Genomic DNA, 23,748 nt, shown 5'->3' with positions numbered 1-23,748 from the left:
TCCGTCTCAGAACAGGTGCATCGCCAAGTGCCCCAGCGGCAGGCCGAGCTGCCAGGCCGGGGTCCACACCCGCGCGTTCTCGTCCAGCCCGGCCGGGTTGCCGGCGTGGCCGGCCCGTCCCGGGTCGAGGTTGGTGGCGAACAGTTCGGTGCGGTCCAGCCAGTGCCAGGCCGCCCGGGCCAGCTCCAGGTCCGGGTCCTCGCCGCCGCCGCGCTCCCTGGCCTCCTCGCCCAGCGCGAGGAACCGGGTGTCCACCCAGTCGCGCCAGGGGTGCCCGTACGCCGTGAGCGACATCCACTCGTCGAGCTGCGAGACCACCCGGATCCCGGAGAGCTCGCCGGCCGCGTCGGAGAGGTAGATCGTCAGCGCGAGCGTGTCCCGCCCGGCACGGAACTCCAGGGTACTGACCGGGATCAGCCGGCCCGTGCGCAGCAGTTCGTCGGCGATGTACTCCGCGTAGAGCCATGCCATGGGCACCGCGAGCCCGCCGTCACTGGTGCCGTTCGTACCCTCGGGCTGCACCGTTCCACCTTCTCCCGCGCGTCGAGCTTCCCGTCGTCAGCCATGAGCCTTCACCGAGCGACTCGCGGAACGTGGCATGTTTACCCAACTTGAACGCTCTGAGGCCGATTTCGATGCGTTTTGTGTCCGATCCGCGTGCATTCGGTTCGTTCAGGCGCCGAGGCCGTACCCGTATCCCTGGAGGCCCTTCCTCAGGGCGCGCAGGGCGTAGTACGTACGGGACTTGACGGTTCCGGCCGGAATCCCGAGCTCCGCCGCCGCCTCGGCCACCGAGCGGTCCTGGAAGTAGACCTGCATCAGCACCTCGCGGTGCTCCGGCCCGAGGGAGCCCACGGCCCGGCGGACGTCGATCGCCGTGACGGAGCCGGCCACCGCGTCCTCGGGCGCGGGCGCCTGCTCCAGCCCTTCCGGGTCCACCTCCTGCGGGCGGGACAGCCGTGCCCGCCGGGCGTCGATCGCCAGCCGCCGCGCCACCGTGAACAGCCAGGGCCGCATGGAGTCGTGAGCGCTCTGCAGCACCTCGGGGTGCTGCCACGCACGCACCAGCGTCTCCTGCACGAGGTCCTCGGCGCGTTGCGAGTCCCCGGCCGTGAGCCCGAGCAGGAAGCCGAACAGGGCCCGCCCGTGGTCGCGCTGGAGTTCGGCCAGCGCCTCGGGGTCCGTGCGCAGGAGGGTGGGGGAGAGGGGCACGAGTGGCTCCTTCCTGGGTCCGTTCGGCTCCGACGCACCCACCCTCACCTGCGCGGAGCGCCCCGGGAACCGTCCGGTGCCGCCGTTGCGCCCAAGCGTCCGGGCCGTCCGGTGGGCGGCCGTGCCCGGCGGTGAACGGTCGAACGGCGCGGCGAACGGCCGCCCGGGCGAGGTCGGGCGCCCCGCAGCCCCCCGAGATCCCCCGGAGCCGCCGGCCGACTGGTGACATCTCGCCCCATGGATTACAGATGGTCAGATAGTCCTACTAATGAGAGCTGGCTCAGATGACCAAGCGCACCCGGCAGGCCCTCGCGCTCCTGTCGGCTGTCCTGCTGGCCGCGGCCGCCGCCGGCTGTTCCTCCGGCAAGGATCCCGCGCCGGCCCGCCTCGGCGAGCCCCGCGCCCCGTCGCCGTCCACCGGCTCCGGGGCGAACTCGGCCCCGGCCGAAGGCTCCGCGAGGGGCTTCACCCTGGTCGCATCCGGCGACGTACTGCCGCACGACTCGGTCATCAAACGGGCGGCGGCGGACGCGGACGGCGACGGCCACGACTTCAGGCCGATGTTCTCCCTGGTCAAGCCGGTGGTCTCGGCGGCCGACCTGGCCCTGTGCCACATGGAGACCGTGTACGGGGAGGACGGCGGGCCGTTCACCGGCTACCCGGCCTTCCAGTCCCCGCCGGACGTGGCCGACGGGCTCAAGGACGCCGGGTACGACGGCTGCTCCACGGCCTCGAACCACACCCTGGACGCCGGGGCCGAGGGGCTGAAGCGCACCCTCGACACGTTCGACCGCGCCGGGCTGAAGCACGCCGGTTCCGCCCGTACGGCGGCCGAGGCGGCCGCGCCCACCCTGTACACGGCGGGCTCCGCGAAGGTCGCGCACCTCGCGTACACCTACGACACGAACGGCTACCCGATGCCGGAGGGGCAGCCCTGGGCGGTCAACCTGATGGAGAAGGGCAAGATCATCGCGGACGCGCGGGCCGCCCGGAAGGCCGGCGCGGACGTGGTCCTGGTCAGCGTCCACTGGGGCACCGAATGGCAGACCGAGCCGGACGAGAAGCAGCTGTCGCTCGGCAAGGAGCTGACGGCCTCGCAGAGCGGCGGGCGCCCCGACGTCGACATGATCCTGGGCACGCACGCGCACATCCCGCAGGCCTACGAGAAGGTCAACGGGACGTGGATCGTCTACGGCATGGGCGACCAGGTCGCCGGTGAGATGTTCAACTACTCCGGCGCGCGGGACATGCGCGGCAACTACGGCTCGATCGGCCGTTTCACGTTCGTCCCGCCGGCCGCCGCGGGGCAGCGCTGGCAGGTCACCAAGGCCGAGTTCATCCCGCAGATGATGGACCTGTCCGCCGGGAAGGTCGTCAACCTGCCCGCCGCCCTCGCCCAGGACCCCGGCGACGAGGAGTACGAGACCGCGCGGGACGCCGTCAGCGAGGCCGTCCTCAGCCGCGGCGCGGCCAAGGACGGCCTGACGATGGCGAAGTAGCCGCCCCGCCGTCAGAACGCTCCGGTCACGGAACCACCGTGACCGGCCAGCGGCCCGCCTTGACCAGGCGGACCGCCACCGAGCCGACGATCCTGTGCCCGGCCTGCTCCGAGGCGCCGACCACCACCGCGTCCGCCTTCAGCTCGTCCGCCGCGCTCACCAGGCCCGCGTACGGGTCGCCGCGGAAGGTGTGGAACTGCCAGCGCACCTCGTAGACGCCCCTGACCCGCTCCGCCGCCTCCCGGATCTCGGCGACCAGACCCTCCGCGATCTCCCCGGTGGTGTCGGCCACCGGCGCGCCCAGCGAGGCCCCGGCCGGCATCACCGGCTGGACGTACACGAGCGCCAGCAGCGCGTGCTGCCGCCGGGCCAGACCCGCCGCGTACGCCGCCGCCCGCAGCGAGGACTCCGAGCCGTCCACCCCCGCGAGGATCACCTTGGGGCCGTCGGTACCGCGTTCGAATCCCGTGTTCACGTGCTCAGTCACCTCCCCACGGTATGTCCTTCGCCGCGCGCGGCGGCGCGGGCCTCCCTACAGTGCGAACCATGAGTGCCACCGTGGAGGAGACCCGGGGCACCCGGAACCGCTTCCTGAACCGGGTGCCCGACGCGTTCGCCGCGTTCTTCGGAACGCTCGGACTCCTGTGCGCCGTACTGGCGCTCTCCCCGACGCTGCGGCACCTGCTCCGGCACGTCGTGCGCTTCCTCGACGAGATCGTGGTGCCGGTCAGCGCCAACCTTGCCTACGCGGTCTTCCTCTTCCTGCTCGCCGCCGCGCTCGGCACCCGCAAGAAGGTCGCCTGGTGGATCGTCGTCACCTATCTGGCCCTGCTCGTCCTGGTCGACGTCCTGATCATCGCCGACGAGTACTACTGGATCGGCGGGCCCTCGATGGCCCTCGCCGTGGCCGCCCTCGGGATCCTGATCGCCGCCCGCAAGGAGTTCTACGCCGCCTCCCGGCCCGGCGCCTTCTGGCGCGCGATGCTCGTCCTGGGCCTCGGGCTGCTCGTGGCGGTGCTCGTCGGCTGGGGACTGGTCGCCCTGTTCCCCGGCACCCTGCCCAAGGGGCAGTGGCTGGACTGGGCCGCCCGGCAGGTCTTCGGCGGTCTCGTCTCGCCCCGCCAGTTCGACGGTCACCCGCCCCGCCCGCTGTACTTCTTCCTCGGCCTGTTCGGCGCCCTCGCCCTGCTGAACGCCGCCTCGACCCTGTTCCGCTCGCAGCGGCTGACCGCCGCCCTGCACGGGGACGAGGAGCCCCGCATCCGGGCCCTGCTCGGCGCCTACGGCCGGGGAGACTCCCTCGGCTACTTCGCCACCCGCCGCGACAAGGCCGTCGTGTTCGCCCCCAACGGCAGGGCCGGCGTCACCTACCGCGTCGAGGCCGGGGTCTGCCTCGCCAGCGGCGACCCGGTTGGCGACCCCGCCGCCTGGTCCGCCGCCGTCGACGCCTGGCTCACCGTCGCACGCCGCCACGGCTGGCAGCCGGCCGTCATGGGCGCCTCCGAGGAGGGGGCCACCGCGTACGCCCGCTCCGGGCTCGGCGCCCTCCAGCTCGGCGACGAGGCGATCCTGCAGGTCGCCCACTTCGACCTCGACGGCCGCGACATGCGCGTCACCCGCCAGGCCGTCAACCGCGTCAAGCGCACCGGGGCCACCACCCTCATCCGCCGTCACTCCGCTCTCAGCGAGGAGGAGATGCAGCGGATCATCGAGCGTGCCGACACCTGGCGCGACACCGAGACCGAGCGCGGGTTCTCCATGGCGCTGGACCGGCTCGGCGACCCCGCCGACGGGGACTGCCTGCTCGTCGAGGCCTTCGACGCACAGGGCGAGCTGATCGCCCTGCTGTCCTTCGTCCCGTGGGGCAAGGACGGCATCTCCCTGGACCTGATGCGCCGCGACCGCACCGCCCCCAACGGGGTCATGGAGTTCATGGTCGCCGAGCTCTGCGCCGCCGCGCCGGGCCTGGGCGTACGGCGGATCTCCCTGAACTTCGCCGTCTTCCGCTCCGCCTTCGAGGAGGGCGGCCGGATCGGCGCCGGGCCGGTGCTCAAGCTGTGGCGCAAACTGCTGCTGTTCTTCTCCCGCTGGTGGCAGCTGGAGGCCCTGTACCGCTCGAACGTCAAGTACGGGCCCCAGTGGTACCCGCGGTTCCTCTGCTACCAGGACGCCGGCTCGCTCGCCCGGGTCAGCCTCGCCTCCGGCATCGCCGAGGGCTTCGTCTCCGTACCGAGCCTGCGCAAACTGTGGGGCAACGGGCACGCCAAGGGGCTCATCGCCCCCACCAGCACCGAGGGACTGCCCCCCATCGACTCCCTCGGCCTCGACCTCGTCGGCGGCCAGGACGAGACGGCCGCACGGGCCGAGCGCCTGCCCGACCAAGTCCGCGTCCGCCACGACAAGATGGAGCGGATCCGGGCGGCCGGCACCGACCCGTACCCCGTGGGCATCCGCCAGCGCACCCACACCGTGGCCGGGCTGCTGGCCGCCCTGCCCGGGCAGGCGCCCGGCGCCCGCTCCGGGGAGCAGGCCACGCTCGCCGGCCGGGTGATGCTCGTACGCGACCTCGGCGGCGTGGTCTTCGCCGTCCTGCGCGACTGGTCCGGGGACATGCAGCTGATGCTCACCCGCGACGAGAGCGGCGCCGCCGTACTGGACTCCTTCACCTCCCAGATCGACTTCGGCGACCACGTGGTCGCGAGCGGCGAGACCGGCGCCAGCCGCAGCGGCGAGCCCTCGCTCGTGGTCTCCTCCTGGCAGCTCACCGGCAAATGCCTGCGCCCGCTGCCGGACAAGCGCAAGGGTCTCGCCGACCCCGAGGCGCGCGTCCGGCGCCGCTACCTCGACCTGGTCGCGAGCCCCGAGGCGCGGGACGTCGTACGGGCCCGCTCCGCGGCCGTCCAGGCGCTGCGCCAGGGGCTGCTGGACCGCGGCTACCTGGAGGTCGAGACCCCGATGCTCCAGCAGATCCACGGCGGGGCCAACGCCCGGCCCTTCCGGACCCACATCAACGCCTACGACCTCGACCTGTACCTGCGCATCGCGCCCGAGCTGTACCTGAAGCGGCTGTGCGTCGGCGGCCTGGAGAAGGTCTTCGAGATGGGCCGCACCTTCCGCAACGAGGGCGTCTCCCACAAGCACAACCCCGAGTTCACGATGCTGGAGGCCTACCAGGCCTTCGCCGACTACGACGTGATGCTCGACCTGACGCGCGAGCTCATCCAGGGCGCGGCGACCGCTGCCTTCGGCTCGCCCGTCGCCCACAGGGCGGGCCCGGACGGAAAGCTCGTCGTCCACGACATCTCCGGGCTCTGGCCGGTCAAGACGATGTACGGGGCGATCAGCGAGGCGCTCGGAGAGGAGGTCGGCGCCGACACCGAGGAGCACGTGCTCAGGCGGCTCTGCGACCGGGCCGCCGTCCCGCACACACCCGAGAACACCCGCGGGGACGTGGTGCTGGAGATGTACGAGCGGCTGGTGGAGGAGAAGACCGGGCTGCCCACCTTCTACAAGGACTTCCCCACCGACGTCTCCCCGCTGACCCGGCAGCACCGCAAGGACCCGCGCCTCGCCGAGCGCTGGGACCTCGTCGCCTTCGGGACCGAACTGGGCACCGCCTACTCGGAGCTGACCGACCCGGTGGAGCAGCGGCGACGGCTCACCGCCCAGTCGCTGCTCGCGGCGGGCGGAGACCCGGAGGCCATGGAGCTCGACAACGACTTCCTGGACGCGCTGGAGTACGCGATGCCGCCGACCGGCGGCCTGGGCATCGGCGTGGACCGGCTGGTCATGTTCCTCACCGGCCTCACGATCCGCGAGACGCTGCCGTTCCCCCTGGTGCGGCGCGGCTGATCGGGTGAGGGGGAGGGCGCGCGTCCGCGCCTCTCGACATCTGCGGGGATGTCGTTGATACGTAGTAATAATGAAAAATGACGAGCCGACAGTAGGGCGACGCGTGCTCCTGCGTACCGCCGTCTTCCTCGGAGTCGCCGCTGCCTCCGGACTGCTCACCGGCGGAGAGACCGCAGCGCCCGGCCAGAACGGGGCGGGCGGTGCACCCGGCGCCGGCCTCGGCGCCGCCTCCGGCGGCCCGGCAGCCGGGCCGCCCGGACCCGGCGGAGCCGCCGGACCGGGCGGAGTCCGCGCCCTGCGACCGCAGGCGCCCGGGCAGGCTGCGTACCGGCTGAGCCCCATGACCGCCGAGACCCCGCTGCGGCCGCCCGCCGCGCGGCCCGCCGTACGGACCCGGCCCATCCTCGAACTGCCGGCCGACGCGAGCACGGCGAGCGCCATGGTGCTCACCTTCGACGACGGGCCCGACCCGCGGTACACGCCCGCCATCCTCGACACCCTCGCCCGGTACGGGGTGCGCGCCATGTTCTTCGTGTGCGGGGAGATGGCCACCGACAACCGGGACCTGCTGCGCCGGATGGCCGCCGAGGGCCACGTCATCGGCAACCACACCTGGACCCATCCGCTCATCCCCACGCTGAGCCGGCCCGCCCTCGCCTCCGAGATCGCCCGCACGAGCGAGGTCGTGCAGCAGGCGGTGGGGGAGGCGCCGCAGTGGTTCCGGGCGCCGTACGGGGCCTGGAACCGGGCGGCGTTCGAGATCGGGGCCGAGCTGGGCATGGAGCCGCTCGCCTGGACGGTGGACACCCTGGACTGGAAGGAGCCGGGCACCACCACGATCGTCTCGAACGTCCTCAAGGGTGCGGCGCCCGGCGTCATCGTGCTCAACCACGACGCGGGCGGCGACCGCTCGCAGAGCGTGCAGGCGGTGAGCACCTACCTGCCCCAACTGCTGTCCCGGGGCTACCGGATGACGCTTCCCGCACTGCCGCCCCGCTGAGGAGACTCCTCCTCGGCGGGGCGGGGCGGGGTTCGGGCGGGTCCGCGCGGCGGCGGGCCCGCTCTTCAGCGGGCCTCCACCATCCGGGCGAAGACGACGACGTTGCCGTCGTAGCCCCGGGCCTTGGAGTAGCCGCCCCCACAGGTGATCACCCGCAGCTCCGCGCGCCCGTTGTCCCCGTACACCCGGGCTCCGGGGAACGTCTCCTTCGAGAAGACCTCCACGCCGTACACCTCGAACACCGCCGTGCGTCCGTCGTACCGCTCCACCTCGATGTGGTTGCCCTTGCGCAGCGAGCCCAGGCCGTAGAAGACCGCCGGGCCGCTCGCGTTGTCCACGTGGCCCACGATCACCGCCGAACCGCGCTGGCCCGGCGAGATGCCGTTGAGGTACCAGCCGGCCAGATTCGGGTCCTGCGGCGGCGGGGCCTCGATCCAGCCCTGCGCGTCCAGCCCGACCGTCATCACCGGCGCGTCCACCTTGATGTTGGGGATGCGGATGCGCTGCACCGACGAGTGGTCCAGCGGTGCCACCTCCGGGCGCGGCTGGGCCTGCTGCATCGGCTGTTCACCCTGCGCCGGCGGATTCGCCGGCAGCTGCTCGGCCGGCACCCCGACCGCCGCCGCGGCCGTCGGCTGCGGCGGCCCGTCGCCGATGTCGGCTCCGTTGCGCATCATGGCGAGGCCGCTGAGCATGACCAGTGCGAGCACGCCCCAGGGGGATCGTCTTCTCGGTGGCTGCTCGCTCTCGTCCTCGGTCATGGCTCTCCCTTCCCGACGCGGGGGTCCCGACCCGCGTTCTTGTCCCACCCCTGTACGCCCTTCCTCACGCACGCTAAGGCTGCGTGCGCAAGACGGCGATCGGTGAAGGGCGAACGGGTGGCGGCACGGCCGGAAGGGGTGCGCCCATCCAGGTATTCGTCACATAAATGCCTGACGGGTCGTGACCTGCGGATCCGTCAGCCGAGCCGCGCACGCCTCGGCGTGTCGCTCAACCTTGCGGCCCAAAGCCGGAAATGCGCTGGTTGCGACCCGCCCTGAGGGTTCGTCGTGGGAGGCGTTCTCGTCGATCTTCCCGGGCGACCGCTCCGGGGCGCTTCCCGCTGGAGGTTCCACCATGCGTGTTCTCCGCGCCCTCACCGTGGCCGCGGCGGCTGTCGTCGCCGTCGGGCTCAGTACCCCGTTCGCCGCCGCGAACCCGTCGGACCCCCTGGGCGGAGCCCCGTTGGGCGGATCCCCGTCGGGCCAGGGCGGCAACGGGGGCAACAACGGCAACGGGCCCAGCAACGTCACCGTCAACCCGTACTCCGTGCACCAGGGCTCGATGATGCAGGTCAGCGCGGCCGGCTGCCGCCACGGCGGCACCGTCTGGTCGGCCGGCAACTTTCCCCAGACGAACCTGTCGGCCGGCTCCATCGGCTTCGCCAGCGTCCGGATCTTCAACCACGCCTCGCCCGGCAACCACACGCTGTCGGTCAAGTGCCACGACAACAGTCTGGTCGCCACCCACCGGTTCACCATCCTGCGGGGCAGAGGCGCACAGGGCGGTATCGGCGGCTCGTTCGGCCCGTCCACCGCCGAGACCGCCATCGGGTCGAGCCTGGTCGGCGCCGCGGCCCTGGGCGCGGGCGTGCACGTGATGCGCCGGCGCCGTCCGCTGCGCGGGCGGGCCTGACGGCCGGGCCCGCCCGGTCGAGCCCTTCGCACGCCGCAGTGCCCCGGGAACCGCCGGTCGCCCCGAATCCTGATCAGGATTCGGGGCGACCGGCGGTCGGTGCTCTGGGGTGTGGGTGTGGGGCTGCGCGGTGTGCTGCCGCACGTGGCCGGCGGGGCCGGTCAGTGGCCGCGGGTGGAGGCGCGGCGGCGCAGTGCGTACGCCGTACCGCCGGCGGCCGCCAGGAAGAGGGCGGCGCCCGCGCCGAGCTCCCGGGGATCCATCCCGGCCACGCTGCCGCCCAGACCGCCGCGGACGCCGAGGGAAGCACCCCGGGTGGCCGCGGAGGCGGCCGTCGACGTGGAGGTGGAGGTGGAGCTGGTGGTGGGCTTGGTGGTGCCACCGGTGATGGTGAGGTCCGCCGAACCGGTCTCCCCGTTGCAGGTGAAGGAGACGGAGTACACGGCTCCGCGCCGGGCGTCGCGGTCCACGGTCACCCGGGCGGTCTGGCCGCGCGCGACGCTCACGGTGTCGAAGACTCCGGAGGAGACGGTGGCGTAGGCGGCGTTGCAGCCGGTGACGGAGAGCACCGTCTGGCCGCCCGGGGCGACCGTGGACGGGGTCAGGGCGAAGCCGAACGAGGTGATGGGCTGGGCCTCGGCCGCGGCCGCGGAGGGCGCGCCGAGGGCGCCGAGCGCGAGTACGGCGCTCATGGCGCCGGCGCTCAGCAGGGCGGTGGCGTTGCTGCGTATCGCACCCATGGTTGATCTCCGGATCTCCGAGGAGCAGCCGCGGAACGGTTTCCGCACGTGGGGGGTCGTGCGCCTCGATGTCCGACACGCTAGGTCCGGGCGCGGTGACCCGCGATCAGGAACGGGCGAATGGGGCACGGGGGTAGGCCGAACCGGGGACGGGAGACCCGTCCCCGGTTTGCCGGGCGTTCAGCCGCCGAGCGGCAGATGCGGGAACTGGGCGAGGAACGGTTCCGCGGTCGCCGCGACGCCCCGGCCGAACGGCGCGTCGAAGTCCCAGATCAGGAACAGCAGGAACGCGATCAGCGCGCTGAACAGGCCCGCCAGCAGCAGTTCCCGGAACGAGCGGCGGATCTGCAGGGTGAAGACCAGGCCCACCGTCACGAGCGCCCCGGCGATCAGCCCGAACCACACCACCCCCGGCATCGTCGCCCCGGCGCTCTGGCCGCGGGCGCTGCGCGCGTCGTCCACCAGCGCGACCTGGTCCACCAGCGGCTGGTACGCCTGCCCCTCGTGGTCGGTCTGCGGTTCGTAGTCCGTGACGTCCCGGCGGATGCGCTCCAGCAGTTCCCCGCTGTGGTCGGTGAGATCGCCGTGGTCGGCCATCTGCTTCCATTCGGTGTCCACCACGTACGTCACGTACGCGTCGACATCGGAGCGGATCTTCTTGCGCACGTCCGCCGGGTAGACCTCCGAGCGGACGCTGATCTCGTGGAGGGCCTGCGCCTCCTGGCGCACGTACTCCTGGGCGGCCCCGCGGCCCTCCCAGACACCGGCGATGGCCAGGCCCAGCACGATCGCGTAGATCACGCCGATCATCATCGTCATGTACTCGATGACGTCCGGGGTCTCGTTGGGATCGTCGTCGTCACCGATCCTCCGGTGGTTGAAGAAGGTGATGGACAGCACCACGGCGCATGCCGCGGCCATCGCGAGGGTCAGGACGAGCCATTCCGACAAGACGACTCCCAATCGGGTCACGAAGGTGGTGTGCGGGGCAGCGGCCGGGCAGGGCCGCCTCCAGGTCGTGCCGTCCCCCTAGCGCGGGCGCAGCGCGACGATCGCGAGCACAGCGGGAGCCGCGGTCATCAAGGTGAAGGTCACCGGTGAGATGTGGTGCTCGGGCCGCTTCGCGGCAGCCGTGCGGTAGGCCGGCCTCGCCACCGGCTTCTTCGGGGGCGGGGGCGGCGGTGTCACCACGGGTGCGGGCAGCTTCACTTGGAGCGGGGGCGGCGCCACCGGCTTCGGCGGGGCCGGCACCGGCGGCCTCGGCTGCGGCTTCGCCTGCGGAGGGGGCGGGGGTGGCGGCGCGGGCGGAGGCGGCGGAGTCGGCTTCGGCGCTGGCGGCTTCGGCGTCGGGGGCGGCGGTGGTGTCGGTGTCGGTGTCGGTGTGGGAGTCGGGGTGGGGGTCGGCTTCGGCGGGCACGGCGGGGGAGGAGGCGGCGGGCAGTGGTGTCCGCCGTGTCCGTGGTGGCCTCCGTGGCCGTTCCCGTGGCCCGGGCCGCGGCCGTTTCCCCGGCCGTTCCCGTGGCCGTTTCCGTGGTCGTCGCCGTGATGTCCGCCACCCCGGCCGCTCGCTGCCGCGCCGCTTCCGGCGGTCGCGACCAGCCAGACGGCGTTCGCGCCGTCCCCGGCGTCGATCGTCGTGGAGGCGCTGCTATCAGCCACGGCCGGTGTGGCGGACAGCGCCGCCCACAGCAGGACCGGGACCACCAGCAGGCGTCTGGTACGGGCTCTGTTCACCCGGGGAGCATGGGCTCACGTGCGCCCGCGCACGCGGAGCCGGGCTGTGGTTCGCCTGAATGGGTGATGCGAAGACCGTAGAGGTTTGAGCCACGGAATGAAGAATTCCGATCATCTACCTGCGCATTCCCAAAAGCGACTTGTCGGTTTCGGTCATTCGCTGCGGGAGGGGCCTTGGAGGCCTTTGGTGTGTGATGAAGAACGGATCACCAATTTCCGCTTTTGCTCGCTCCGTTGGGCAATGATCAGTACATTCGGCTCGGACAGGCGTCCGATCCCGGACGACCGCGCAGGACTACGGCTTGGAGACCCCGATGGAGCGCCCCGCCTGGGCCCCGCCAGGTATCGACATATCGGTGCCGAGCGTGTCCCGCATCTACGACTACTACCTGGGCGGCTCCCACAACTTCGAGGTCGACCGCCAGGCCGCCCGCCGCGCCATGGAGTTCCTGCCGGGCCTGCCCAAGATCATGCAGGCCAACCGGGCCTTCATGCGCCGCGCCGTCCGCTACGCCGTGGCCCAGGGCGTCACCCAGTTCCTCGACATCGGCTCCGGCATCCCGACCTTCGGCAACGTCCACGAGATCGCCCAGGCAGCCAGCCCCGAGGCCCGCGTGGTCTACGTGGACCACGACCCGGTCGCCGTCGCGCACAGCCGGGCCGTCCTCGGCGGCGACGAGCGCAGCGGCATCGTCGCCGCCGACCTGCGCAAGCCGCAGGACATCCTCGCCGCCCCCGAGGTCGCGCAGCTGCTCGACCTCGAACGCCCGGTAGCCCTGCTGCTCGTCGCCGTCCTGCACTTCCTGGAGGACTCGGACGACCCGTACGCCGCCGTCGCCGAGCTGCGCGACGCGCTGGCCCCCGGCAGCCTCCTGGTGGTCACGCACGCCTCCTACGAGGGGATCCCGCTCTCCCAGGAGGTCGCGAGCGGTACCGTCGGCGTCTACCGGGACATCCGCAACCCGCTCGTCATGCGCAGCGGCGAGCAGATCGGCCGCTTCTTCGACGGCTTCGAGCTCGTCGAACCCGGCGTCGTGTTCATGCCGCTGTGGCAGCCCGAGGGCACCGAGGACCCGGAGGACGGCGAGGCGCCCGAGGACCCGTACGCCTTCTCGGGCTTCGGCGGAGTGGGACGCAAGGCGTGAGATCCACGGCCGCGGTGCCCTCCGGCACACCGACCCCGAAGAACGAGGGGCCCGCTCAGACGGCGCAGTCCACCGCCCCTCCCACAGGCCCGCCGACTCCGGCGGGCCTGTCGGCGAGCCCGGGCCCGGCCGCGCTGCGGAGCGGGCTGGAGGACCGGATCGGGCGCTTCGCGACCATCTGGGGACGGGCGATCTTCCCCGTCACCGCGACCTCGCTGACCCGTGTCGAGTTCGAGCAGCACCTCATACCGCTCGCCCGGACCCTCGCCGAGGCCCTGCACGCCCGGCCCTTCGACGCGGGCGTCGCCCAGCGGGTGGGCGCCGAACTCGTCGCCGTGCACTGCACCGACCCGGAGGCCCTGGCCGGCACGCTCGGCGTGGTCGAGTCGTACCTCGTGCTCTACTGCGGCCCCGACGGCGTCGGGGTGGAGGGCACCGAGGAGTACCGCTCCCGCTGCGCCCGGCTCCAGCACGGGATAGCGGCGGGCTTCGCCCGCGCCCTGCGCGAGCGCACCCTCAAGGAGCAGGAGGCCATCGCCCGCTCCGCGCTGACCGCCCGCATCGACGCCCAGCAGGCCCTGCACGCCAGCGAGGAGCGCTTCAAGGCGGTCTTCGAGGGCGCGGCCGTCGGCATCGGGATCGCCGACCTCGAAGGCAACATCCTCGAGGTCAACGACGCGCTGCTGCAGATGTTCGGCGGGATGCACGGGCACATGCGGGGCCGCAACGTCAGCGAGTGGGGCCACCCCGACGACGCCCCGCACGTCTGGCGGATGTACGGCGAACTCGTCCGTGGCGAGCGCGAGAGCTACCGCGTGGAGAAGCCGTACTACCGCCACGACGGGACCGTGCTGTGGACCAACCTGACGGTGTCGCTGCTGCGCGACGCCGAGGGCGTGCCCCAGTACCAGCTGGCGCTGATGGAGGACACCACCGAACGCCGCCTGCTGAACCTGCGCCTGCGCTACGAGGCCACCCACGACGCCCTGACCGGGCTGCCGAACCGGACGCTCTTCTTCGAACGCCTGGAGAAGGCCCTGAGCGGGTCCGGCGGCAGCCGCTTCGGCCTCTGTTACCTGGACCTCGACGGGTTCAAGGCCGTCAACGACAGCCTCGGCCACTCGGCGGGGGACCGGCTCCTGGTGGAGGTCGCCGACCGGCTGCAGAGCTGCGCGACCGGTCCCGGCGAGGTCGTCGCCCGACTGGGCGGCGACGAGTTCGTGGCGCTGACCACCGGCTCGGACACCGAGGAGAAGGTGACCGAACTCGCCGTCCGGATCCTGTCCGCACTGTCGGTGCCCATCCGGATCGAGGGCCGCGAGCTGTCGGTCCGCGGCAGCATCGGCATCGTGGAGGGTCCGGCCCGCGAGCGCACCGCCGCGGAGGTGCTGCGCAGCGCCGACATCACGATGTACCGGGCCAAGGCGGCCGGCGGCAACCGCTTCGAGTTCGCCGACGCCGAGGCCGACGCCCGCGCCATCACCCGGCACGGCCTGACCAACGCCCTCCCGGCCGCATTGGAACGCGGCGAGTTCTTCATCGAGTACCAGCCGCTGGTCCACCTGCACGACGGCAGCGTCCACGGCGCCGAGGCCCTCGTCCGCTGGTCGCACCCCCAGTACGGGGTACTGGGCCCGGACCGCTTCATCCCGCTCGCCGAACGGACCGGGCTGATCGTGCCGCTCGGCCGCTGGGTCCTGGAGGAGGCCGTCCGCCAGGCCCGCAACTGGCAGCGCCAGCACGGGGGCTCCGCCCTGCGGATCAACGTCAACCTCTCGCCGACCCAGCTGCACCACCCCGGCCTGGTCGCCGACACCGTCGCGGTGCTGGAGAACTCGGGCCTCGCCCCGGGCGCCCTGTGCCTGGAGGTCACCGAATCGGCCCTGATCGGGGCCGACGACGAACTCCTGGAACCGCTGCGCCGGCTCGCGGCCCTCGGCGTGGACATCGCGCTCGACGACTTCGGCACGGGCTACTCGAACCTGGCGAACCTGCGCCGCCTCCCGGTCAGCGTCCTGAAGCTGGACCGCTCCTTCACCAAGGGGATGCAGCAGCAGCCCGCCAACCCGGTCGACGTCAAGATCGTGGAGGGCATCGTGGCCCTGGCCCACAGCCTCGAACTCGCGGTCACGGTCGAGGGCGTGGAGACCGGCGCCCAGGCCGCCCAGCTCCGCGACCTCGGCTGCGACACCGCCCAGGGCTGGTACTACGCCCGCCCCGGCGCCCCCGACCGCATCCACACCCTCTCGCTCTCGGACGCCGTGCCCACGCCTTCCTGACGCCGGCCCGGCGCAGGCCTGACACCGGCCCGGTGCCGGCCCGCCGGCCCGGTCACTCCAGGCCGGCCTCGATCCCCCGCCCGGGTGTCCGGACGGCCTCCACGACCCGCTCGTAGCGGCGCGCCGTATCGGCCACCACCTCGGTGGCCGCCGGAAGCCGCTCGGACTGGTACGTGTCGAGCACCTCCTCCCCGTTTTGCCCGGCGAGGGCGGCGCCGAGGGTCCGCGCCAGGGCGGCCGCGTCCTCGATGCCGGTGTTCATGCCGAGCCCGCCGGCTATGGGGTGGACGTGCGCGGCGTCCCCGGCGAGGAAGGCCCGGCCCTCGCGCAGGCGGCCGGCCACGCGGACGTTGACCCGCCAGGTGGAGAGCCAGGTGGCGTCCGTGAGCCGGATCTCGGGCATCCGGGCGTGCCGGTCGAAGAGCCGCTGGAAGCTCTCCAGCGAGGGCGGCAGCAGCCGGCCGTGCCCGTCCGTCTCGGGGGAGGCCTGGAGCTGGAAGGTGTCCGTTCCCGGCATGGGGCAGAGCATGGTCCCGCCGCCCTCCGAGGTGAACCACTGGTGCCAGTGGTCCCGGCTGAGCCCGGGCGCCCGGACATCCCCGACCACCATCGCGGGCTCCGCCTCCGTGCTCCCCTCGAACGGAATCCCGAGGAGCTTGCGGGTGGTGCTGCGCCCGCCGTCGCACCCGGCGAGGTAGCGGGCCGCGATCACGCCGCCGTCCGCCAGCTCCGCCCGGACCCCGGCCGCGTCCTGGGTGATGTCGGCGAGCCGGGCACCGTACTCCACCGTCACGCCCAGCCCGGCGAGCCGCTCGCGCAGCGCCGCCTCGATCTGCCACTGCCCTATCAGGATCCCGTTGCCGCCCGCGGGGGTGTCGTTGATGTGCTCCCCGTCGAAGTACTTGCGCAGGACCACCTCCCCGTCGCCGATGGCGGTCAGGGACTCGGCCACGCCGAGCCGCCGGAAGACGTCGAGGCTGCTCTGCCGGAGCCCCTTGCCGCGGGACTCGTGGTGCGGCTCGCTGCGCTGGTCGATGACGCGGACGACGGCTCCGCGCAGGGCGAGGTCGCAGGCCAGGGTCAGCCCCGTGGGGCCGGAGCCCACGATCAGCACGTCGGTCGGTGCGCCGGCCCGCGATCCGGCCCGCGATCCGGTCGTCGCGTCGGTCAGTACGTCGGTCATCGGAGTTCCTCTCCTCGTCGCTGCCTCAAGGAAAGCGGCTCCCGGCGGAAAATGCAACCCGGTTAAGAAAGTTACCGGGTCATGGATTTGTGGTAGGCTCGCGCCATGGAGAACACGACGGGTCTGCGCGAGAACAAGAAGCTCCGCACGCGCGGCCGGCTGGCCGCCACGGCGCTGGAGCTCTTCCTGGAGCGGGGCTTCGATGCCGTGTCGGTGGCGGACGTCGCCGCCGCGGCCGAGGTCTCCAAGCCCACCCTCTTCCGGTACTTCCCGAGCAAGGAGGACCTGGTCCTCGACCGGTTCGCCGACCACCAGGACGAGGCGGCGCGCATCGTGCGCGACCGGCCCGCCGGGCGGACGCCGGTGGCCGCGCTGCACGCGCATTTCCTGGCGGCCCTCGCCGACCGGGACCCGATCACCGGGCTCTGCGACCATCCCGGGGTGGTCGCGTTCCAGCGGCTCCTCTACTCCACCGCCAGCCTGGAGAGCCGGATGTCCCACTACACCGACCGCGAGGTGGAGCTGCTGGCCGCCGTGCTCGAAGCGGAGTCGGTCCGGCCGCTCGCCGCGCGGCTGGCCGCGATGCACCTGGTGGCGGTCCGCCACGAGCTGGGCCGGGAGAACTACCTCCGCATGGCCGCCGGCCAGAGTGCCGACGAGGCCCATCCGGCCGCCGTGGCCGATGCCGACCAGGCCTTCGCGATGCTGGCCGACGGGCTCGACCAGGCCCTTCCCGCAGGCGCGGGCTGACGGGCGAGCGGCCTCCGCCCGGGCCGTCCCGTGCTCCGGCCGCCCCGCCCCGTGCCCCTGGCCGCGCCCGCCCCATGCCGAGTGCATGCCCGCCCCCGCCGCCCCGCACGGAGCGCCCCGACCTTGCCGCCCCCGCCCCCGCCGGTGGTGCCCGCGAGGGGCGCGGCGGGGTCAGCCCAGCAGGACGCGCTTCAGCTCGCGGGCCGCGCGCGGGGGAGCGACGTCCGTGCGGTGCGCCAGGGCGATGGTGCGGCGCAGCGGAGAGCCCGCCAGCGGGGTGGCGCGCAGCCCCGGGCCGCCGTGGTCGACGACCATCGCCGGGACCACCGCCACGCCGAGTCCCGCGCGCACGAAGCCCAGCACCGCGTCCATCTCCCCGCCCTCCACGGTGAACACCGGCTCGAAGCCCTCCGCCCGGCAGGCGGCCACCGTCAGGTCCCGCAGGTCGTAGCCGTGGCGGAACATCACCATCGGCTCGTCCCGCAGCGCGGACACCGTGAGCGGCCCGCCGCCCGCCGGCGGCGGCAGCTCCGCCGACGAAACCACCACCAGGTCCTCCGTCAGCAGCTCCACCGTGGTCAGCGCCGGGGCCGAAGGCGGCAGCGGAAGCGCGATGAGCGCCAGGTCCAGGGCCCCGCGCGCCAGTTCCCGTACCAGGTCCAGCGAGCCGCTCTCCTCGATCAGCAGCTCGATGCCCGGATGCGCGGTGTGGAAGGCGCGCAGCACACCGGGCAGCAGGCCCGTGCACACGCTCGGCGTCGCCCCCAGCCGGACCCGCCCTCGCCGCAGCTGCGCCAGCTCCTGCACCTCCAGCCGCGCCGTGTCCGCGTCCGCCAGGATCCGCCGGGCCAGCGGCAGCAGCGCCTCGCCCGCGTCGGTCAGTGCGATGTTCCCCCGCGCCCGGCTGAACAGCTCCGCCCCCAGCTCCCGTTCCAGCGACTTGATCTGCTGTGACAGGGACGGCTGGGCGACGTGCACCCGCTCCGCGGCCCGGCTGAAGTGACGGGTTTCGGCGACGGCCACGAAGTACAGGAGCTGCTGGAACTGCATCGCCCCAGGATACGCCGCCCATAGGCAACCCCTATTGACATAAGCGCCATCATGTCTTGGACCTCTGGGGACTTTGGTCCTTACCGTCGGTGGCATGGCTCTGGCAACGCGGACGGGCCGACGGCCGTCCACCACGCGCACGCTCTGGGACTCCACCGTCGGCAAGAAGTCCGTGATGGCGGTGTCCGGGCTGATCATGCTCGGATACCTGGTGGTCCACATGCTCGGCAACCTCAAGATCTTCTTCGGGGCGGACGAGTTCAACGGCTACGCCCACTGGCTGCGCACTCTCGGCTCGCCCTTCCTCCACCACGAGTGGGCCCTGTGGATCGTGCGCGTGGTGCTCCTCGCCGCGGTCGTCGGCCACGCCGTGTCCGCGTACCAGCTCAGCCGCCGGGACATCAAGGCCCGCCCGGTCAAGTACGCGCACAAGCGCCGCCGCGCGAGCTACGCCACCCGCACCATGCGCTGGGGCGGCATCATCCTCGCCCTGTTCATCGTCTGGCACCTGCTCGACCTCACCACGCTCACCGTCAACGAGCGCGCGTGGGCCGGCCACCCCTACCAGAACGTCCTCGCCACCTTCTCCACCTGGTACGGGAACACGATCTACATCGTGGCGATGGCCGCCGTCGGCCTGCACGTCCGGCACGGCTTCTGGAGCGCCGCCCAGACCCTCGGCGCGGGCAACGCCCGCCGCGACCGGGCCCTGAAGTTCCTGGCCAACGCCCTCGCCCTCGTCCTCTTCACGGGCTTCGTCTCCGTGCCCGTCGCCGTCATGACCGGAGTGGTGAGCTGACATGAGCACCGACCACGCACGCACCGACCACGCCCACACCGATCACGCCCACACCGACTACACCCACTACGGCACCGGCGATCCCATCGCCGACACCAAGGCCCCCGAAGGCCCCATCGCCGAACGCTGGGACCGCCGCCGCTTCGAGGCCAAGCTCGTCAACCCGGCCAACCGCCGCAAACACACCGTCATCGTCGTGGGCACCGGCCTGGCCGGCGGCGCGGCCGGCGCCACCCTCGCCGAACAGGGCTACCACGTCGTCCAGTTCTGCTTCTCCGACTCCCCGCGCCGAGCCCACTCCATCGCCGCGCAGGGCGGCATCAACGCCGCCAAGAACTACCGCAACGACGGCGACTCGGTGCACCGCCTCTTCTACGACACCGTCAAGGGCGGCGATTTCCGCGCCCGCGAGTCCAACGTCCACCGTCTCGCGCAGATATCCGTCGAGATCATCGACCAGTGCGTGGCCCAGGGCGTCCCCTTCGCCCGCGAGTACGGCGGCCTCCTCGACACCCGCTCCTTCGGCGGCGTCCAGGTCTCCCGCACCTTCTACGCCCGCGGCCAGACGGGTCAGCAGCTCCTCCTCGGCGCCTACCAGGCACTGTCCCGGCAGATCGCCGCCGGCAACGTCGAGATGCACGCCCGTACCGAGATGCTGGACCTGATCACCGTCGACGGCGTGGCCCGCGGCATCGTCGCCCGCGATCTGATCACCGGCAAGGTCTCCACGTACTACGCGGACGCCGTCGTCCTCGCCTCCGGCGGCTACGGCAACGTCTTCTACCTCTCCACCAACGCCATGAACTCCAACGCGACCGCCGTCTGGCGGGCGCACCGGCGCGGCGCCTACTTCGCCAACCCGTGCTTCACCCAGATCCACCCCACCTGCATCCCGCGCACCGGCGAGCACCAGTCCAAGCTCACCCTGATGAGCGAGTCCCTGCGCAACGACGGCCGCATCTGGGTCCCCAAGGCCCAGGGCGACACCCGCCCCGCCGCGCAGATCCCCGAGGCCGAGCGCGACTACTACCTGGAGCGGATCTACCCCTCCTTCGGCAACCTCGTACCCCGCGACATCGCCTCCCGCGCGGCCAAGAACGTCTGCGACGAGGGCCGCGGCGTCGGCCCCGGCGGCCAGGGCGTCTACCTCGACTTCGCCGACGCCATCCGCCGCATGGGCCGGGACAAGGTCGCGGAGAAGTACGGGAACCTCTTCGACATGTACGAGCGGATCACCGCGGAGAACCCGTACGAGGTCCCCATGCGGATCTACCCCGCCGTGCACTACACGATGGGCGGCCTGTGGGTCGACTACGACCTCCAGACCACCGTCCCCGGCCTCTTCGCCATCGGCGAGGCCAACTTCTCCGACCACGGGGCCAACCGCCTCGGCGCCTCCGCCCTGATGCAGGGCCTCGGCGACGGCTACTTCGTGCTTCCCTCCACCATCAACGACTACCTGGCCCGCCACCCGCACCAGGAGGCCGTCGACGACACCCACCCCGAGGCCGCGGCCGCCGTCCGGGAGGTCCGCGACTGCCTCGCCAAGCTGCTCGCCGTCGACGGGGACCGCACCCCGGACTCCTTCCACCGCGAGATCGGCGAGCTCATGTGGGAGTACTGCGGCATGTCCCGCACCGAGGAGGGCCTGCGCAAGGCCCTCGCCCGGATCCCGGAGATCCGCGAGGAGTTCTGGCGGCGGATCAAGGTCCCCGGCAGCGGCGAGGAGTTCAACCAGTCGCTGGAGAAGGCCAACCGCATCGTCGACTACCTGGAGCTCGCCGAGCTGATGTGCCTCGACGCCCTCCACCGCGCCGAGTCCTGCGGCGGCCACTTCCGCGAGGAGTCCCAGACCCCGGACGGCGAGGCCGCCCGCCGCGACGAGGAGTTCGGCTACGCCGCCGCCTGGGAGTACCAGGGCACCGGAGCGGCCCCCGTCCTGCACAAGGAAGACCTCGTCTTCGAGTACGTCCACCCCACCCAGCGGAGCTACGCATGAGGCTCAACCTGCGCGTCTGGCGCCAGCAGAACCCCGGCGCCCCCGGCGCCATGGTCACGTACGAGGTCGACGGCATCTCCCGCGACATGTCGTTCCTGGAGATGCTCGACACCCTCAACGAGGACCTCATCCTGCGCGGCGAGGACCCGGTCGCCTTCGACCACGACTGCCGCGAGGGGATATGCGGCGCGTGCAGCCTCGTCATCAACGGCGACGCCCACGGACCCGAGCGCACCACCACCTGCCAGCTGCACATGCGCTCCTTCGCCGACGGCGACACCATCGACGTCGAGCCCTGGAGGGCCGCCGCCTTCCCGGTGGTCAAGGACCTCGTCGTGGACCGCGGCGCCTTCGACCGGATCATCCAGGCCGGCGGCTACATCACCGCCCCGACCGGATCGGCTCCCGAGGCGCACGCCACCGCCGTGCCCAAGGCCGACGCCGACTCCGCCTTCGAGCACGCCGAGTGCATCGGCTGCGGGGCCTGCGTGGCGGCCTGCCCCAACGGCTCGGCGATGCTCTTCACCTCCGCCAAGGTCAACCACCTGAACGTGCTGCCGCAGGGCTCGCCGGAGCGGGAGACCCGCGTCCTCGACATGGTGGCCCGCATGGACGACGAGGGCTTCGGAGGCTGCACCCTCACCGGCGAATGCGCCACGGCCTGCCCCAAGGGCATCCCGCTGCCGTCCATCGCCGCCATGAACCGCGAATGGCTGCGGGCGGTCCGCAAGCACGGAGGAAACTGAGAAGTGCCTGTGAGACGGGGATAACGGACTCCCGGCCCTTGCGTGAAAAATGAACCAAGGGAAAGGTGGAGGTGAACGAGGCATCCGCCCCTGCCTGCCGGACGGCGCCGCACCCCCGCACGCCGGGTGCCGTCCGCATCCTCGGGTGCCGCACACCGGCGCCGTCTCGCGAGGTCGTATATGCAGGGCCTGCCCCGTCTCCCCCTTCCCGTCGGCCTGCGCCGGATCGTACGGACGCTGCGCCGGCCCGGCGGCGTGCCGAAGCAGCCGGACGCCGCCCAGCGGGAGCGCACCGGGAGCGGGAACCGGGTGCCGCCCCCGCCCGGCCGGGCCCGTGAGGACGAGCTGCTGGGGACGGCGGCCGGCATGGTCCGCCACAGGGGCCGGCTCTCCCGGGTCCGCGACGACCTGCTGCCCGCCGGAGCCCGGGACGCCAACCTGAGCGCGGTCGCCGAGGCACTGGAGAGGGCCGCCGTCCCGTACGGACTGGTCCCCGACGGGGGGCTGCGGCACCGGGTCGCCATCGCCCCGGGCGACCGCGAGGCCGCCCTGAAGGCATGCGCCGCGGCCTTCGCCGGGCTCCCGGTGTACGCCCGGCTCCTCGGCGACGGTGACGGCGGCGACGACGGCAGTGGCGCAACCGGGGAAGCCGTCGAGGTCCTCGCCGAAAGCCTTCCCGAAGCCGTCGCGGCCCAGGAGGGCCCGCCCGTCGGCACCCCCCACCCGAAGGTCAAGGGCATCCTGCTCTTCCAGCCGGTCGTCACCTCCGGCCGGACCGTGGCCTACGGCCCCGAAACCGGCTGCGACCTGGAGTTCTGGGAGGCCGCCGAGTCGGGCATCGGTGCGATCGCCGGGCTGCGCGAGACCCCGTACGGCTGGTGGGTGCCCACCCTCGAAGCCACGTCCACCACCCGCGTCGGCGACCGCGACCATCCCGTCGTCGACGCCTTCGCGGGCCGCTTCCCGGACGACATCGACTTCCCCGTCGACGCCGTGATCACCTGGGTCGACGCCGCCGACCCCGCCTGGCGCCGCCGCAGGGACCGCGCCGCGGCGGCCGCGGCGGTGGCCGGAGACGGCGCCGCCGGGCGCCGCGGCGGCCGCGGCGGTGGCCGGAGCCGGCGCCGCCGGGCGGGCTCCCGTCGACCACGCCGAGAACCGCTACCGCGACCGCGGGGAGCTCCGCTACTGCCTGCGCTCCATCGCCGCGCACGCGCCCTGGATCCGCCGCGTCTTCATCGTCACCGACGACCAGACCCCGGCCTGGCTGGCCACCGACCACCCCCGGGTCACCGTCGTCGACCACCGGGAGCTGTTCGCCGACCCCGCCGGCCTCCCCGTCTTCAACTCCCACGCCATCGAGAGCCGGCTCGACCGCATCCCCGGCCTCGCGGAGCACTTCCTCTACTTCAACGACGACATCTTCCTCGGCCGCCCGCAGCGCCCCCAGAACTACTTCCTCTCCTCCGGATTGCCCAAGGTCTTCCACGACCGGCGGGCCGTGGCCCCCAGCGCCCCCGGCGTCGACGACGACGTGTTCACCGCCTCCCAGAAGGCCACCCGCCACGCGATCGAACAGGCCGTGGGCCGTACCTACCCGCACATCCTGGCCCACACCCCGTACCCGCTCAGCCGCTCCCTCTTCGCCCACGTCGAGGAGCGGCTGCCCGGCCGGCTGGACACCATCAGCCGCTCGGTCTTCCGCAGTGCCGACGACCTCGCCCCCGTCACCCTCGCCGCCCACCTGGCCCTCGCCGACGGCCGCGCCGTGGAGGGCGAACTGCACCACGCGTACGTCAGCACCGGCCGGGCCGAGGAGATCGCCCGGCTGCCCGGCCTGGCGGCCGACCGCTGGTCCGACGCGTTCTGCCTCGCCGACGACGACACGGCACCCGGGCTCTCCCCCGAGGAGCAGCAGCGCGCGGTCACCGCCTTCCTGGAGGCGTACTTCCCGGTGCCCTCGCCCTACGAGAGGTGAGGGCCGTACGGGCCCCTCGGCCGATCGGCTGATCCGATCGGCCGACCGGGCGCTCGTGGCGGCCGTACGACGCGCCGCGCCGCGCAGGCGTCCGGCCCGTGGGGGACA

At 72.7% G+C, this 23,748-nt stretch carries 20 protein-coding genes and 1 pseudogene; 12 read left to right on the top strand and 9 right to left on the bottom strand.

Translation table 11 applies throughout. The features are described from left to right. Window positions 1-6: 6 nt before the first annotated feature. Window positions 7-471: a hypothetical protein gene (locus tag K7B10_RS08420; protein WP_229344853.1), complete on the bottom strand. Its 465-nt coding sequence runs from the start codon at window positions 469-471 to the stop codon at window positions 7-9. Between the two features lie 201 nt (window positions 472-672). Beyond that, window positions 673-1,212, bottom strand: coding sequence for a sigma-70 family RNA polymerase sigma factor (locus K7B10_RS08415; protein WP_229335357.1), 540 nt, complete (start codon window positions 1,210-1,212; stop codon window positions 673-675). A 284-nt stretch (window positions 1,213-1,496) separates the two neighbouring features. On the opposite strand from K7B10_RS08415, the gene K7B10_RS08410 reads away from it, so the two are divergent. Further along, entirely contained in the window at window positions 1,497-2,711 is a 1,215-nt protein-coding gene (locus K7B10_RS08410; RefSeq protein WP_229335355.1) for a CapA family protein, read from the top strand. 25 nt (window positions 2,712-2,736) lie between these two features. Here K7B10_RS08410 and K7B10_RS08405 read toward each other — a convergent pair whose 3' ends face one another. After that, entirely contained in the window at window positions 2,737-3,198 is a 462-nt protein-coding gene (locus tag K7B10_RS08405; protein ID WP_229335354.1) for a universal stress protein, read from the bottom strand. A 59-nt stretch (window positions 3,199-3,257) separates the two neighbouring features. Between K7B10_RS08405 and lysX the strand changes: the two genes are divergently transcribed. Together lysX and K7B10_RS08395 are read left to right on the top strand one after the other, a co-directional pair. Beyond that, complete coding sequence (lysX, locus tag K7B10_RS08400; RefSeq protein WP_229335353.1) at window positions 3,258-6,563, top strand: bifunctional lysylphosphatidylglycerol synthetase/lysine--tRNA ligase LysX; 3,306 nt, start codon at window positions 3,258-3,260, stop codon at window positions 6,561-6,563. A gap of 70 nt (window positions 6,564-6,633) precedes the next feature. After that, window positions 6,634-7,563: a polysaccharide deacetylase family protein gene (locus K7B10_RS08395; protein WP_229335352.1), complete on the top strand. Its 930-nt coding sequence runs from the start codon at window positions 6,634-6,636 to the stop codon at window positions 7,561-7,563. A gap of 65 nt (window positions 7,564-7,628) precedes the next feature. Here K7B10_RS08395 and K7B10_RS08390 read toward each other — a convergent pair whose 3' ends face one another. After that, window positions 7,629-8,324, bottom strand: coding sequence for a class F sortase (locus tag K7B10_RS08390; protein ID WP_229335351.1), 696 nt, complete (start codon window positions 8,322-8,324; stop codon window positions 7,629-7,631). Window positions 8,325-8,679: 355 nt separating this feature from the next. On the opposite strand from K7B10_RS08390, the gene K7B10_RS08385 reads away from it, so the two are divergent. Beyond that, complete coding sequence (locus tag K7B10_RS08385) at window positions 8,680-9,237, top strand: hypothetical protein (RefSeq protein WP_229335350.1); 558 nt, start codon at window positions 8,680-8,682, stop codon at window positions 9,235-9,237. Window positions 9,238-9,398: 161 nt separating this feature from the next. Here the strand turns inward: K7B10_RS08385 and K7B10_RS08380 are convergent, their stop codons facing one another. From K7B10_RS08380 to K7B10_RS08370, 3 genes are all read right to left on the bottom strand, one after another. Further along, on the bottom strand, window positions 9,399-9,977 hold the full coding sequence (locus tag K7B10_RS08380; protein WP_229335349.1) for a hypothetical protein: 579 nt from the start codon (window positions 9,975-9,977) through the stop codon (window positions 9,399-9,401). Window positions 9,978-10,157: 180 nt separating this feature from the next. Then, entirely contained in the window at window positions 10,158-10,928 is a 771-nt protein-coding gene (locus tag K7B10_RS08375) for a bestrophin-like domain (RefSeq protein ID WP_229335348.1), read from the bottom strand. 78 nt (window positions 10,929-11,006) lie between these two features. Next, window positions 11,007-11,186, bottom strand: a complete 180-nt coding sequence (locus K7B10_RS08370; protein ID WP_229335346.1) for a hypothetical protein — start codon at window positions 11,184-11,186, stop codon at window positions 11,007-11,009. An 839-nt stretch (window positions 11,187-12,025) separates the two neighbouring features. On the opposite strand from K7B10_RS08370, the gene K7B10_RS08360 reads away from it, so the two are divergent. Next, window positions 12,026-12,856 carry an SAM-dependent methyltransferase gene (locus K7B10_RS08360; RefSeq protein WP_229335344.1) on the top strand — a complete coding sequence of 277 codons (831 nt, stop codon included), beginning with the start codon at window positions 12,026-12,028 and terminating at the stop codon, window positions 12,854-12,856. A gap of 107 nt (window positions 12,857-12,963) precedes the next feature. Continuing rightward, window positions 12,964-15,135, top strand: a complete 2,172-nt coding sequence (locus K7B10_RS08355) for a putative bifunctional diguanylate cyclase/phosphodiesterase (RefSeq protein WP_308284683.1) — start codon at window positions 12,964-12,966, stop codon at window positions 15,133-15,135. Between the two features lie 52 nt (window positions 15,136-15,187). Here K7B10_RS08355 and K7B10_RS08350 read toward each other — a convergent pair whose 3' ends face one another. Then, a complete protein-coding gene (locus K7B10_RS08350) occupies window positions 15,188-16,318 on the bottom strand; it encodes an FAD-dependent monooxygenase (protein WP_229335342.1) in 1,131 nt (376 codons plus the stop codon). A 105-nt stretch (window positions 16,319-16,423) separates the two neighbouring features. Here K7B10_RS08350 and K7B10_RS08345 point away from each other — a divergent pair, with 105 nt between their 5' ends. After that, entirely contained in the window at window positions 16,424-17,068 is a 645-nt protein-coding gene (locus K7B10_RS08345; RefSeq protein ID WP_229335341.1) for a TetR/AcrR family transcriptional regulator, read from the top strand. A gap of 171 nt (window positions 17,069-17,239) precedes the next feature. On the opposite strand, the gene K7B10_RS08340 is transcribed toward K7B10_RS08345, so the two are convergent. Beyond that, window positions 17,240-18,118 carry a LysR family transcriptional regulator gene (locus K7B10_RS08340; protein ID WP_229335340.1) on the bottom strand — a complete coding sequence of 293 codons (879 nt, stop codon included), beginning with the start codon at window positions 18,116-18,118 and terminating at the stop codon, window positions 17,240-17,242. Between the two features lie 94 nt (window positions 18,119-18,212). Here K7B10_RS08340 and K7B10_RS08335 point away from each other — a divergent pair, with 94 nt between their 5' ends. From K7B10_RS08335 to K7B10_RS41230, 5 genes and pseudogenes are all read left to right on the top strand, one after another. Beyond that, entirely contained in the window at window positions 18,213-18,917 is a 705-nt protein-coding gene (locus K7B10_RS08335) for a succinate dehydrogenase (RefSeq protein ID WP_030862095.1), read from the top strand. 1 nt (window position 18,918) lies between these two features. Then, window positions 18,919-20,916 carry a fumarate reductase/succinate dehydrogenase flavoprotein subunit gene (locus K7B10_RS08330; protein ID WP_229335339.1) on the top strand — a complete coding sequence of 666 codons (1,998 nt, stop codon included), beginning with the start codon at window positions 18,919-18,921 and terminating at the stop codon, window positions 20,914-20,916. Next, window positions 20,913-21,662 (top strand): succinate dehydrogenase/fumarate reductase iron-sulfur subunit, encoded by a 750-nt coding sequence (locus tag K7B10_RS08325; RefSeq protein WP_229335338.1) that lies wholly within the window; start codon window positions 20,913-20,915, stop codon window positions 21,660-21,662. The genes K7B10_RS08330 and K7B10_RS08325 overlap by 4 nt, the downstream gene beginning before the upstream one ends. Before the next feature lie 180 nt (window positions 21,663-21,842). Continuing rightward, a pseudogene (locus K7B10_RS41560) lies at window positions 21,843-22,703 on the top strand (Stealth CR1 domain-containing protein); the annotation flags it as partial. Window positions 22,704-22,770: 67 nt separating this feature from the next. Beyond that, on the top strand, window positions 22,771-23,640 hold the full coding sequence (locus K7B10_RS41230) for a stealth family protein (protein ID WP_308284563.1): 870 nt from the start codon (window positions 22,771-22,773) through the stop codon (window positions 23,638-23,640). The last annotated feature ends 108 nt before the right edge of the window (window positions 23,641-23,748 follow it).

The sequence above is a fragment of the Streptomyces flavotricini genome, from assembly GCF_020639365.1.
In the GTDB taxonomy this organism is placed as follows: domain Bacteria; phylum Actinomycetota; class Actinomycetes; order Streptomycetales; family Streptomycetaceae; genus Streptomyces; species Streptomyces flavotricini.
This window is presented reverse-complemented; position numbering and strand designations above follow the sequence as displayed.

Excerpts from the sequence above, each read along its gene's own strand:
- K7B10_RS08420 (WP_229344853.1), bottom strand. The coding sequence starts at position 471 with ATGGCATGGCTCTACGCGGAGTACATCGCCGACGAACTGCTGCGCACG.
- K7B10_RS08410 (WP_229335355.1), top strand. The coding sequence starts at position 1,497 with ATGACCAAGCGCACCCGGCAGGCCCTCGCGCTCCTGTCGGCTGTCCTG.
- lysX (WP_229335353.1), top strand. The coding sequence starts at position 3,258 with ATGAGTGCCACCGTGGAGGAGACCCGGGGCACCCGGAACCGCTTCCTG.
- K7B10_RS08395 (WP_229335352.1), top strand. The coding sequence starts at position 6,634 with ATGAAAAATGACGAGCCGACAGTAGGGCGACGCGTGCTCCTGCGTACC.
- K7B10_RS08390 (WP_229335351.1), bottom strand. The coding sequence starts at position 8,324 with ATGACCGAGGACGAGAGCGAGCAGCCACCGAGAAGACGATCCCCCTGG.
- K7B10_RS08385 (WP_229335350.1), top strand. The coding sequence starts at position 8,680 with ATGCGTGTTCTCCGCGCCCTCACCGTGGCCGCGGCGGCTGTCGTCGCC.
- K7B10_RS08380 (WP_229335349.1), bottom strand. The coding sequence starts at position 9,977 with ATGGGTGCGATACGCAGCAACGCCACCGCCCTGCTGAGCGCCGGCGCC.
- K7B10_RS08360 (WP_229335344.1), top strand. The coding sequence starts at position 12,026 with ATGGAGCGCCCCGCCTGGGCCCCGCCAGGTATCGACATATCGGTGCCG.
- K7B10_RS08350 (WP_229335342.1), bottom strand. The coding sequence starts at position 16,318 with ATGACCGACGTACTGACCGACGCGACGACCGGATCGCGGGCCGGATCG.
- K7B10_RS08345 (WP_229335341.1), top strand. The coding sequence starts at position 16,424 with ATGGAGAACACGACGGGTCTGCGCGAGAACAAGAAGCTCCGCACGCGC.
- K7B10_RS08340 (WP_229335340.1), bottom strand. The coding sequence starts at position 18,118 with ATGCAGTTCCAGCAGCTCCTGTACTTCGTGGCCGTCGCCGAAACCCGT.
- K7B10_RS08335 (WP_030862095.1), top strand. The coding sequence starts at position 18,213 with ATGGCTCTGGCAACGCGGACGGGCCGACGGCCGTCCACCACGCGCACG.
- K7B10_RS08330 (WP_229335339.1), top strand. The coding sequence starts at position 18,919 with ATGAGCACCGACCACGCACGCACCGACCACGCCCACACCGATCACGCC.
- K7B10_RS08325 (WP_229335338.1), top strand. The coding sequence starts at position 20,913 with ATGAGGCTCAACCTGCGCGTCTGGCGCCAGCAGAACCCCGGCGCCCCC.